This is a genomic window from Oceanobacillus indicireducens (assembly GCF_014647195.1).
Lineage (GTDB): Bacteria > Bacillota > Bacilli > Bacillales > Amphibacillaceae > Oceanobacillus > Oceanobacillus indicireducens.
In genome coordinates this window covers 190,054-202,243 of sequence record NZ_BMOS01000003.1, presented here as the reverse complement: position 1 = coordinate 202,243, position 12,190 = coordinate 190,054, and the positions used below count along the sequence as shown (strand labels likewise).

Sequence of the window (12,190 nt, the reverse complement as noted above, 5' to 3'; positions counted from 1 at the left end):
ACTACTTGTATTTAATCCGCGGATCGAGGATTCGATAAACGGCATCGGTTAATAAATTAGCTACAATCGTAATTAAGGCAATGATAAAGACAATCGCTTGAACTACCGCCATATCACCCGTTTCAATGGAAGAGAGTAATAATCTTCCTACACCAGGCCAGGAAAAGACAGTTTCCACAACAATAGCCCCGCCAATTAGTTGAGGAAATTGTAACCCAATAATCGTGACAGCAGGTATAAGCGAATTTAAAAATACATGACGTAAAATGACGATTGTTTCTTTTTGCCCTTTACTACGGGCTGTCTGGACAAAATCTTGTTCAATTACTTCGAGTACACTACCGCGAATTAGTCGCGTAATTTCCGCTGCAAGTGCAACCCCAAGCGTCACCGCCGGCAAGACGAAATGAATCGGTGATTCCGCACCGGAAACTGGGAAAATCGGGATAATAACCGCAAAGAAGAGAATGAGCATAATCCCAATCCAATAATTCGGCATCGCCTTTCCAACGATCGAAACGCCGGAAATGAGAAAGTCAAGCACCGTATTTCGTTTTAATGCAGCAAAAATACCAAGGGGAATCGATATCACAATTGCAACACCTAAAGCCATCAGGGAGAGGACGAGTGTTGCCGGAAACCGTTCCATCACAAGGTCCAGTGCCGGCTCTTGGTATTGTAGCGACTGACCGAAATTCCCTGTTACTAAATCCTTTATGTAATTTACATACTGCACGTAAAAAGGTTCATTTAATCCAAGCGCTTCTTCCAGTACGGCACGGTCTTCCTGTGTTGCATTTTCCGGAAGCATGCTGACGACCGGATCACCCGCAACATAAACAAGTCCAAAGACAATCAACGTTAGAATAAATAGTGTCGGAACAATTTGCAGGAACGAACGTTTTATAAAAGCCAAGCAATCACCACCTCTAAATCGAATACTGCGTTAAAAAAATCCCATCAGTATATATTAATGATTAATTATAAAATACACTACTAAAATGCTTTCTGGAGTCCTTCATTTGTTGAGTATATAAATCAAATATATTTACTGGGGATTTAAAAGTCAAGAATTGGGATTCCAATTCGTGGACTTCATTGAAAAATGTTGAAAGTGGGACAGTTGCTGCCTATCTGTCCCATTAGTTCTAATCATTTTTTATTTCATGATTATTAAGAATGAAAACGAAATAAAAAGTGCGCGTTTTCGAGTTAAGTTAGAAGTAGGATGAACATATAATTAAAAGGAAGGTATGCTATCCAAGTGACGAATTTTGTCGAATGACGACGGGAAGTTTTCTAATGAATAGGATTTTATTGTTGCAATTTTGTTTCCAGGTGAGAGCTAGAGTGGATGAATCGCAATATTTTCATCTGCTTTAGCTTTTTTTCTATTCCCATAGGTTCCAGGCACCGGCATACTCTAAATGGGACAAATGCTCTGACCCTCTGTCCCGAAATTCCTTCTTGCTCTTTACGTTAACGTCAATGTTACACTATAATTGTAAGAAAATTAAATTAAAGGTGATGGCTATGAAGACAGCAAAGACCTATTCGATTGCAGAGCTGGCTGAAGAGTTTGGCATAACGACTAGAGCAATTCGTTACTATGAAGAACTCGGTCTATTAAAACCAGAAAGAACAGATGCAGGACAGCGGATATTTTCTAGCAAAGAGAGAGGTAGGCTGAAGCTCATCTTCCGGGGAAAACGATATGGTTTCCAGTTAGATGAGATTCGGGAAATGATCCAGCTGTTTGACCTCGACCGGACAGGCAGAAAGCAACTCGAGCGGACAATCGAATATGGGAAGGGGAAGATCGAGGAGGTGACCGAACGGATAGAGGAATTACTGCGAATACGTTCAGAGATGGAGCAGTTGCTTGAGGAGTTTCAAACTAAATTAAATGAGTTGGAGCGTGAAAAAAATGAATATCCCTAACCTGTTAGCCGTTATGTCAAGGAAGTATCCGAATCATGAAGGAATTGTAACACCCTCTGAAAGGGTCACGTACAGTGAATGGAATGAAGCTGTTAATCGGTTCGCTCATAGTCTCGAAGAATTGGGTGTTAAAAAAGGTGATAAAGTTGCCTTGCAAATGCCAAATACGAAAGAGTTTCTGATTGCTTATGTTGCCGTTCAGCGCATTGGAGCTCTCAGTGTTCCGATTAATGCAAGGTTGATTGGACAAGAAGTCATGTATATTTTAGACGACAGCGATGCTTCCGTATTTATCACACATGAGCTTATATTCGAACAAGTCCGTCATTTGCCAGAACAATCTTCAGAGATTGAATTCATCAAAACCGGATCTGCGGAAAGTGGCTGGCTTTCCTTGGAAGACCTGCTAGCAAGCGGTTCAACTACAGAAATCAAATGCAATCTCACAGAAGATGATGATGCTTCCATCCTTTATACGTCCGGAACAACCGGCAATCCGAAAGGTGTCCTTTTCACGTACCGCAGTATCCTTACGGTCGCAGTTACGATTTGTGTCGAAATGGAGTTAAAGCCAGAAAGCCGTATTCTTCATATGATGCCACTTAGCCACTCTGCACCACTGCATCTATTCATGGTAGCAGGTCTTTATGTTGGAGCAACTCATGTTGTTGTACCAACCTTTACACCGGATTTGTTGCTTGAAACAGTTTCCCGAGAAAAAACAACCCATTTTTTTGGAGCACCGATTGCTTATCTAACAACCTCTAAACATCCAGATATTGAAAACTATGACCTTTCCTCTATGAAATATTGGATCTATGGGGCTGCGCCACTTTCCAAGGAAGAAGTCATACTTATTAAAAATCGATTTGCTACCGACCGATTAATTTGCGTGTATGGGTTAACAGAAGCTGGACCAAATGGGACGTTACTGGGCTTCGATGATCATGAGGAAAAGGCCGGAAGTATCGGAAATCGCGCGGCACTTAATTGTGAAATCCGTCTGGTTGATGAAAATGGTAAAGACACGGTACCCGGTGAAGTTGGTGAAATCATCCTGCGTGGTGAAGGTAATATGAAAGGATACTATAAAAATGAGGAAGAAACGGAGGCTGTACTGAAAGACGGCTGGCTCTATACTGGCGACATGGCGCGACAAGATAAGGATGGCTTCTATTGGATGATTGACAGGAAGAAAGACATTATCATCTCTGGTGGTGTGAATATTTATCCGAAAGAAATCGAAAATCTTCTTCTCACACACCCACTTATCTCGGATGTTGCCGTGATCGGTACTCCAAACCCGGACTGGGGTGAAACGGTGAAAGCTTATGTCGTGCTTGATGGAAAAGTAGAAAATCTAAGAGAAGAATGCGAGGAATTTTTGCAAGGTAAAATTGCAGATTACAAGATTCCAAAACTCTATGAAGAATTAGAAGAGCTTCCGCGGAATGCGACCGGTAAACTACAGAAACAGCAGTTAAGGGAGCAGGTTACAGAGTAAGAGCAGTTACAGTAAGGAGGACCTGAATATGTTAGATATAAAGGAAAAAATAAACAAAGAAAATTTTTATAAAGGTGACCCAAATCTCCGGCGACTGTTACAGAATTCTCTCTCCGATGACTTTTTTCAGTGGGCGGATGAGGAATTGGAAAAATACGGGGAGCTCTGCGCGGGACCGATTGATGAAAGAGCGATTCACACGGATAGAGAAGGAGAGCCCAAGCTCATTCGCTACGACCAGATGGGGAATGAAGTGTCGAGTGTCTGGTTAAACGAGGGATATAAGCAATCAGCGAAAGAGACATACAATACGGGTATTGTTGGCTACGTTCATAAGGAAATTCCAGCCTTTGGGCAGAAAGGGAATTACGTTTATTCTTATGCGCAGAAATATTTACTATCCCATACAGAACCTGGTCTTGCCTGTCCCGTGACGCTGACAAAAGCAACAGCTTATTTGATTGACCATTATGCATCCGACGAACTAAGGGAAAAGTATTTGCCGCATGTTCTTTCGACGGGGGATGTTGAATTATATGAAGGTGCGACATTGCTTACGGAAAGGCAGGGTGGTTCGGATGTCGGCGCGAATGAAGTATCTGCTGTAAAGGAAGGGGATAGTTACCGGATAAGTGGTGAAAAGTATTTTGCAAGTAATGCCGGCGCTTGCGGTGTTGCAATGGTATTAGCCCGTATTGACGGGGCCGAGAAGGGAACGAAGGGATTAAGTTTGTTCCTTGTGCCCTGGGAAGAAAATCGGGCTGCAGGAAACTTGCGAATTCGCAGGTTGAAAGACAAGCTCGGTGTTCGGGCGGTGCCGTCTGCCGAAGTTGAATTTGAACATGCAGTTGGTTATCTTGTTGGGGAAGAAACAAAAGGATTTTATTATATGATAGAAGCACTGAATTTGTCTCGTGTTTCGAATGCAGTTGCTTCACTGGGAATTATGCGCCGCGCTTATTTAGAAGCTCGTAATTATGCTAAGGAGCGAGCGGCATTTGGTAAAAGGCTCATCGATTATCCGATGATACAAGCAACACTTAGTAAAATGGTTGCCAAGCAGGAAGTAGAAATGAATGCGATGTTCCGTATCATTGAGCTAATGGATAAGGTTATGGGGAAGGATACGAAACATACAGCAACGGATAGGGAGAAAACATTATTCCGGTTATATGTGGCGGTTATGAAAAAGGAAACGGCGGAGCAGGCTGTACACTTTGCCCACGAAGCGATTGAGATGCATGGCGGGAATGGTTACATTGAGGATTTTGTGACACCGAGATTGCTACGGGATGCCCAAGTCTTAACGGTTTGGGAAGGGACGGCAAATATTTTGGGGCTTGAAGTGTTACGGTTGATGGAGAAATATGAGGTTGAGCGAGTATTTGTCGAGGAGATGCGGGAGAGACTTTGGGATATTAAGGCAGCTCGGGAAATGGATTTAGTGCGTGATTGGGTGCACTTATTAATAGAAGAGATAAGGCAGTTTGAGAAGCGGGTAGCGGAAATTAGGAAGATGGCTTATGAGTTGAAGACTTATTATGCGAAGGATATTGCGAAGTGGGTTGTGGATTTATTTGAGAGTGTTATTGCAGTTGAAGAAAGTTTAAAAGATAGTAGGCAGTCTAGCATTGCTATGGTTTATCTGGAAAACGTTTGGAGAAAGGATGAATTCCAGCGTGAACCGGCAAATTTATTCCGGTTTGAAGAGATTGTATTGAATTAAAACGGGCAGCCTATACGTGAAAAAATAGCTCCGAGAAAACAAAAATAGACCCTAGATAATAGAGGTCGACTGACTGTTTATTATCAGTGTCTATTATCTAGGGTCCATTTTATATACAAAGTTCGAAGCTATTTTTTATAAAATTACAACCTAAACTGTTTAACCAACTCATTCAATTCCTCTGCCATCCCAGCAAGTTCATCCGAGCTTGTCACAACCTCTTCCATCGAACTGCTGATTTGTTCCGAAGAAGCTGATGTCTCTTCAATACCAGCCGCAGATTCTTCTGATATCGCTGCTATCTCTTGAATGGATGTGTTCATTTTCTCACTGTTTGCTGAGATAACGGATAAGTTTTCCGAAATTGTACGGATCCCGTCAACCATTTGTGTAACAGAATTACTGATTTGTTCGAATGTATTTCTTGTGGTCTCCATTTGTTCTGTACCTTGTTCCACTTCTTGATATCCCATTCGAAGAGATTCCGTAACTTGTCCTGATTCGTGTTGAATTGATTGGACCATCTCGGTTATGCCTGTTACCGATGAGGCAACTTGATTGGCAAGTTTGCCAACTTCATCTGCTACAACAGCAAACCCTCTACCGCTTTCTCCAGCTCTTGCCGCTTCAATTGATGCATTCAAAGCAAGTAAATTCGTTTGGTCTGCTATATCTTTAATGACAGATACCAAATCAGAAATCTTCTGGCTGTGTGCATCTAGATTATTTACCTTCTGCACGGACTCATAAATGATCTGATCAATTTTTTCCATTTGTGCAGTTGAGCGTTCCATTAACTTACTGCCTTCATTCGTATGCTCGAGCACGGTATTGGACGAGTCATATGCTTGTCTACTATTATGATGCGCTTCCTCGGCTTCTTCTGAAAAAGAAGACATGAGGGAGGAGAGATCGGTCGTGGCGTTCGCTTCCGATTCAGAGCCATGCGCCAAGTCTTGCATCGTTGTCGCCACCTGTTCAGAACCAGCCTTCACATCATTTGCCGATTGGGTCAACTCTTCACTCTTGTTACTAACCGTTGCTGCCATTGTAGATATTTTTCCGACGACATCGCGCATGTTCTCTTGCATTAAATTTGTGGAAGTAACAAGCTGACCAATTTCATCTTTTGAATTCGTTTGTATGTTTACGACGTTTAAATTCCCGAGACCAAGTTCGTTCATCACTTCGGTAATACGTGGAATGTCACGCAGCATTCGTGTTAACAAGATAACGACAATGACTAAAAGAATGAGACAAGCAATGGAGAAAAATAATATCATTATAAACGTGAAATTATTCATTCCCGCTAGCGCTTCTTTCTCCGGTAATGCCGTACCGATCGCCCAGTCGGTTGTTGGCACTGGAGCGTAACCGATATATTCGGAACGGTTATCCACCTGTGCTAATTTTAATCCATTTTCACCTGCGAGCATTTGATTACCGATTTCGGCAATATCCCCATCAAGCGATTGGATCTGTTCTTCCAAAATGTAGGATTCATTCGGATGATAAAGGATTGTCCCGTCATTCGTAATTAAGAAGGAATAGCCGGTCTCTCCAATATTGAATGCCTGCATAAGATTCGGTAATTCATCTAAGAAAATATCAATCGCTGCAATCCCGACGACGGTGCCATTTTCTTTGACTGGCGTCATTGCGCTTAAAATGATTTCTCCAAATACTTCATCCATATAAGGTTCGGTAAAATAAACATCTTCTTCTGTGACGACTTGTTCATACCAAGGTCTGCTTTCGATATCGAATGCTGGATCGGATAACACGCTATTACTACCGATTAAAAAGTTCGAGCGGTCACTTGCGACCCAAGCCATTGCGATCGATTCATCGGTTGCGACAATCTGATCCAGTGTCTCGGAAACACCATCATAATAATCGTTATCAAGTGCCTCGTCCCGGGAATCAGCAGTATCTAAGTACTTTGCTATCTCTTGATTCGTTACCATTTGCCGGACGATGGTAGCTTTTTCTTTAAACATGTTATTCACTTGCTCAGCCGTTGCATCACTCTTCGTTGCCAGGTTTTCTTCAACATTGTCCAGCAGCATGGATTTCGTGAACGTATGAATGAAGAAACCGGTGGTGGAAAATACGAGCAGGATCGCAACGAAAAGGGCGGCGGCTACTTTTCTTGAGATGCGTTTTTGGATCCAGTTGAAGCAGGTTGATTTTTCTTTGGTGTCGGTTGACATTTTATTTGTACCTTCTTTCACATATTAATTTTTTCTAAGTATGGAGACCCATCGTTCAAATGCTATCGCACAGCTATTATATCGGCTAAAATTGATAGAAATAGAATATGAAGCTGCTTATTTTTTGGACTGTATTTTTATTAAAAAATGCTTTAAATTAGAAAGAACTTTGCTATAATCAATTGAGATAGTCTAAAAGACTTATATGATTCTTTTTCTAGGGTTATAAAACTACTTTCCTTTACATAAAATCATCAAGGCAAGTGTACGAAAGGAATAGTTAATATTATAAAGGAGAATGTACAATGTTAGTCTGTCCAAGTTGTAACCATCAGCAGGAGACTGGTAGGTTCTGCGGTGTATGTGGCGCAGCGATGCAGTCGCAAAACGATGCTGAGAACCCGAATCAGCAATCTAGAAGAGAGGAGGAGCCGCCCCAAGCGAATACTACGCAAGGGAATGCACAAGTAGAACAACAAACAACAGCAGAGTCGAGTCCAGCGGCGGCAACGATAGAAGGAAATGCACAACCAACAGCGGATGCGGTTAAAGAAGGATTAAATCATTACTGGTCTTATTTTTTACATTTATTAAAAAACCCGGCCCGGGCATTTCATTCCGGTGAAAAACAATTTACGAACAGCTTGATCAACATCGGGCTATACGCCTTATTTTTCTCATTGAGCATTTATTTTCTTGGGAACTCCTTATTTAAATCATTTGGTGGGAGCTGGATGAGTGAATCACTTCCATTCTTCAGGATTGTCCCAAGGCTCTTTTTCTTTGCGCTCATATTAATTGCGATTACGTTCGGAAGTGCTCTTGCAATGACGAAACTCGCGAAAAATCAGGATTCGTTTAAAAAAATTATAGCCGAGTACGGCTCGATCTATGTTCCATTCGTTGCATTAAATTTAGTCGCCGTGCTCGGTGGACTGATCGGCTCTTATCAATTAACATTCTTTACGCTCGTTATTTCACTAGTAATGATATTTTCATATGTTCCTGTCTTATATGTTTATCAGAAAGCTTCCGAGGTCAACCCAAATGGACAAAAAATATACTTTAGTCTCGCAACGGTTCTATTAATCAGCTTTATCTGTTTCCTGCTTGCTGATGCGGTCTTAATGGATTTTATTAGTCAAATCGAAGACCTAACATCTTATGGTTATGGGTGGTAAGAAAATTGAAAAGCAGCTCATGATTGCAATGTAAATGTTGCTTTGGTGAGCTGCCTATTTTTTATGGAAAAGAGAGGGGAAGTAAGTTGAAATATTGTATAGAATGCGGGCATGAGCTAAAGGGAAATGAAGCTTTTTGTACAGAATGTGGGGCAAATCAAAGCACACCCCAACGAGCACCAACACCTCCACCTGCCGAAACCCAAAAAAGGGCACAAAGCAGTACACCGAAAAAGCCGATGTCAAAAAAGAAGAAATGGCTTTTTAGTATTGCCGGGATGTTTGCAGTTGTTCTGATCGGAACTCATTTATTTTTATCATCCTACTTCGATCCAATGAAAAGTTTGCAGGCGATGGATCAAGCGATACTCGATAATGATGTTGAAGCTTTCGTCAGCCAGATTGACATTGACGATGCCGCCATGCTTGATGAAGACAGCTATTTCAAGTACATAAAGGACTATGAATGGGAAGCAATTAAGAATCAGTATATCGATCTATTGGAACAGAACAACATCCCGTTAAGCAAAACTATTTTTAGTAATAATGGAGAGAAACTGTTTGATGTGCGCCAGGAAAAGAAATTGCTTATTTATAATACGTATGCATTCCAGGCTGAGCCGACAAAGTTAACTGTAAGCACAAATGTGGCGGATACAAATGTAACGATTAATGAAACAGAATTGAAACTTGAGGACACGGAGTCTACAGAAACAGCGAGCATTTATCCAGGAACATATACTGTCGCGGCGGAAGCGGAAAACCACTTCGGTTCGTTCACAAGTGAAACAGAACTGGAAGTAACACCTTCTGAGGAAAGAGAGTTTATGATTGAGTTTGAAGGAGATTCGTATGCTTTTAGCACGGACGAGGAAGAGGCGCAGCTGTTTGTGAATGGGGAGGGCACCGGATTAACATTTGCAGAGCTGTTTGAAATCGGTCCGGTTCCTTATGACGCGGAATTTGAATTGCATGCCGAGTTGGAAAAAGCTGATGGAAAAGTTATGAAGACAGATGTTATGACAGAGGATGATCTAGGTTGGTATGGTTTTGACTTTTATTTTAATGAAGATGATGCTCCAGATTCCGAAACTACTACAAGTGATAGTGATGTAGACGCTGATAGTCTAGGCGATATGGTTTTGGACTTCCGCGATGCTTATGAATCGTCTTTGAACAATAAAGACTTCAGTTTAATCGCCCCTTTCCTTGACAAAGGGAGTACTGCATATGCGGAACTTGAAGAATATGTAGGTGATTTAAAAGATACCGCCTATCATTATGACTTTATATCAAATGAAATAGTGAATGTTGAAGAGTTGGCTGGTAATGAAATACTGGTAACAACAAATGAAGTTTTCACTTTTACCAATCATCTGGATGAACAAATTGATTATGACCGGACGAAGGAATATGTTCTAGTGAAATCTGGTGAGACGTATAAGATAAAAGAGATTGATTATGTGGAGACGAATCGGGATTATTGAGTTGGGTGCCTGGCATGAAATTGTGCTGGGCGTTTTTTTGTGGTTATTAATATTTTTTCAACAAAAAATATTTTTCATGAAAAAAGTATTAAACAATCCGAAAGTCCTGCCGATATAATTAATAGAACAGCAGGAAAGATACATAGCTATGGCCATTCAACCTATACATAGGTGGAAATTTCGGCTGTGAATCGTTTCGGAATGTTCTAATTAAATAGGTAGTAATTCCATAGAATGTGGAGTTATTATAGATCAGCAAGATCACAAGGATGTGGCTTGCTAGAAAACAAAATACATGGAGGTAGATTGAACATGATTATCAATCACAATATTTCGGCTCTTAATGCACATCGCCAATTAGGAACAAACCAAAACGCAGTACAAGGATCTTTGGAGAAACTTTCTTCAGGTCTGCAAATCAACAAAGCTGGAGATGACGCAGCTGGTCTAGCAATCTCTGAGAAAATGCGTGGGCAAATTCGTGGATTAGAAATGGCGTCAAAAAACGCTCAAGACGGTAAACTAGAAATGCCGCACTAAGCAGTAATGTTTAGATGAAAACTCCGTGAATTCGGTGGAACCCCAAACCATATGAAGGATGGTGGGCAATACCGAGCCTAGCCTAATGAATTGGTGTGATGAGTAGTTAGGAAGGTGTAACGACCAGGTGGTGAGGAACCATACCGATAACCCACCCACGAGCGCGGGGCATCCTTAAAGGGATGAAGATATGGTCTGAACTTTATGGAAACATAAAGAAGTAGCGGATAAACAACCACTACGATAACAAATTTGATTTCTCTAATCCAAACAGCAGAAGGTGCACTTAACGAAACTCATGCTATTCTTCAAAGAATGCGTGAACTTGCGAATCAAGCTTCAAACGATACAAACAACGAGGCTGATCGTGGCGAACTACAAAAAGAAATTGATCAACTTGCAAATGCCTTAAATGATATTTCAAATGATACTGAATTTAACACGAAAACTTTACTAGATGGAAGCTTGCAAAATGCTACTTTCCATGTTGGTGCAAATGAAGGACAGAACTTGAAAGTTTCAATTAACGATATGAGTGGTAACAAGTTAAAAGTTGCTGAGACTTATCAAGTAGAAGATCTAGAGTATAAAGATGCTACAGCTGATGTAAAATACACTGCTGTGACAACTCCTGGGACAGACCCTGATAATGATCCAGCTACTCATACGATTACTGACGGTGAAGGAAAAACTATAGGTACTTGGCAAGCTGAAAGTGGATCAGTAGAAGACGGAGATTTTGAAGCCGCAGGATATTATGATGCTAATGGCAAGTTAGTTCTAGCAGCTGATTCAGAACTTGCAGATGGAAAAACTGGGACTATCAAGGGTAGTGAAGCTGGCTACTATGATGGTGACAGACTGGTTGTTGCTGCAGAAGAGGACACATTGACAGGTTCTGTTACAGTAGGAATTAATATTTCTGATCAGAAAAGTGCTGACGGAGCAATTACTACAATTCAATCTGCAATCGATAATGTGTCTGCTGAACGTTCTAAACTCGGTGCAGTACAAAACCGACTTCAACATACTATTAACAACCTAGGTACATCAGCAGAAAACTTAACTGCTGCAGAATCACGTATCCGTGACGTTGATATGGCGAAAGAAATGATGGAGTTCACTAAGAACAACATCCTTTCACAAGCGGCACAATCTATGTTAGCTCAATCTCAACAAATGCCTCAAGGAGTACTACAACTCTTACAGTAATTGTTGAGCAGGGCGTCTAATCTGGTAACGGGTTAGAGAATAACTGGGTGAATTGCTGGAAGTTCCTAAAGTGTTTTGTACCACAACGTAGTCGGAAACGGCAAACGTGAAGGTTTGAAAAACAAAGCAATGTAACAATGGATAATCAGCAGCCAAGCGCCTAAGGTGAAAGCCTGGCGAAGGTTCAACGACTAGAATGCACTGCCTAATGGTTAAATCCTATGGCAATGAGATTCGTAGAGTGATTGCAATCAATCATTCGAAGTGCCCAGCCCCTTATGAATATAAGGGTGAAGATATAGTCTATTCTATGATCGAAAGGCATAGCGGCGAAGCAAGCCAACCAACAACCTCAAGGTGTTTTACAGTTACTTCAGTAAAATGGT

The 12,190-nt window shown here is 41.2% G+C and carries 9 protein-coding genes; 7 read left to right on the top strand and 2 right to left on the bottom strand.

The annotated features are described in order from the left end of the window. Nucleotide 1: 1 nt before the first annotated feature. Complete coding sequence (locus tag IEX94_RS03645; RefSeq protein ID WP_188856063.1) at nucleotides 2-916, bottom strand: ABC transporter permease; 915 nt, start codon at nucleotides 914-916, stop codon at nucleotides 2-4. 617 nt (nucleotides 917-1,533) lie between these two features. Here IEX94_RS03645 and IEX94_RS03640 point away from each other — a divergent pair. From IEX94_RS03640 to IEX94_RS03630, 3 genes are read left to right on the top strand one after another with little or no spacing between them, the layout of a single operon-like run. Beyond that, nucleotides 1,534-1,941 (top strand): MerR family transcriptional regulator, encoded by a 408-nt coding sequence (locus IEX94_RS03640; RefSeq protein WP_373290790.1) that lies wholly within the window; start codon nucleotides 1,534-1,536, stop codon nucleotides 1,939-1,941. Then, nucleotides 1,928-3,445: a class I adenylate-forming enzyme family protein gene (locus IEX94_RS03635; protein ID WP_188856089.1), complete on the top strand. Its 1,518-nt coding sequence runs from the start codon at nucleotides 1,928-1,930 to the stop codon at nucleotides 3,443-3,445. Before IEX94_RS03640 ends, IEX94_RS03635 begins: the two co-directional genes overlap by 14 nt. Before the next feature lie 28 nt (nucleotides 3,446-3,473). Next, nucleotides 3,474-5,171, top strand: coding sequence for an acyl-CoA dehydrogenase family protein (locus IEX94_RS03630; protein ID WP_188856062.1), 1,698 nt, complete (start codon nucleotides 3,474-3,476; stop codon nucleotides 5,169-5,171). Nucleotides 5,172-5,314: 143 nt separating this feature from the next. On the opposite strand, the gene IEX94_RS19625 is transcribed toward IEX94_RS03630, so the two are convergent. After that, nucleotides 5,315-7,384 (bottom strand): methyl-accepting chemotaxis protein, encoded by a 2,070-nt coding sequence (locus tag IEX94_RS19625; protein WP_229782545.1) that lies wholly within the window; start codon nucleotides 7,382-7,384, stop codon nucleotides 5,315-5,317. Between the two features lie 305 nt (nucleotides 7,385-7,689). Between IEX94_RS19625 and IEX94_RS03620 the strand changes: the two genes are divergently transcribed. The 4 genes from IEX94_RS03620 to IEX94_RS03605 all read left to right on the top strand — a co-directional run bounded on the left by IEX94_RS03620 (nucleotide 7,690) and on the right by IEX94_RS03605 (nucleotide 11,804). After that, nucleotides 7,690-8,565 carry a Yip1 family protein gene (locus IEX94_RS03620; protein WP_188856061.1) on the top strand — a complete coding sequence of 292 codons (876 nt, stop codon included), beginning with the start codon at nucleotides 7,690-7,692 and terminating at the stop codon, nucleotides 8,563-8,565. An 86-nt stretch (nucleotides 8,566-8,651) separates the two neighbouring features. Next, on the top strand, nucleotides 8,652-10,052 hold the full coding sequence (locus IEX94_RS03615; protein WP_188856060.1) for a TcaA NTF2-like domain-containing protein: 1,401 nt from the start codon (nucleotides 8,652-8,654) through the stop codon (nucleotides 10,050-10,052). 312 nt (nucleotides 10,053-10,364) lie between these two features. Continuing rightward, nucleotides 10,365-10,592 carry a flagellin N-terminal helical domain-containing protein gene (locus tag IEX94_RS03610; RefSeq protein WP_373290789.1) on the top strand — a complete coding sequence of 76 codons (228 nt, stop codon included), beginning with the start codon at nucleotides 10,365-10,367 and terminating at the stop codon, nucleotides 10,590-10,592. Nucleotides 10,593-10,895: 303 nt separating this feature from the next. Further along, entirely contained in the window at nucleotides 10,896-11,804 is a 909-nt protein-coding gene (locus tag IEX94_RS03605) for a flagellin (protein ID WP_444544163.1), read from the top strand. Nucleotides 11,805-12,190: the final 386 nt, after the last annotated feature.

Bases quoted from the DNA above. Each gene is read 5' to 3' on its own strand.
- IEX94_RS03640 (WP_373290790.1), top strand. From the start codon at position 1,534: ATGAAGACAGCAAAGACCTATTCGATTGCAGAGCTGGCTGAAGAGTTT.
- IEX94_RS03635 (WP_188856089.1), top strand. From the start codon at position 1,928: ATGAATATCCCTAACCTGTTAGCCGTTATGTCAAGGAAGTATCCGAAT.
- IEX94_RS03630 (WP_188856062.1), top strand. From the start codon at position 3,474: ATGTTAGATATAAAGGAAAAAATAAACAAAGAAAATTTTTATAAAGGT.
- IEX94_RS19625 (WP_229782545.1), bottom strand. From the start codon at position 7,384: ATGTCAACCGACACCAAAGAAAAATCAACCTGCTTCAACTGGATCCAA.
- IEX94_RS03620 (WP_188856061.1), top strand. From the start codon at position 7,690: ATGTTAGTCTGTCCAAGTTGTAACCATCAGCAGGAGACTGGTAGGTTC.
- IEX94_RS03610 (WP_373290789.1), top strand. From the start codon at position 10,365: ATGATTATCAATCACAATATTTCGGCTCTTAATGCACATCGCCAATTA.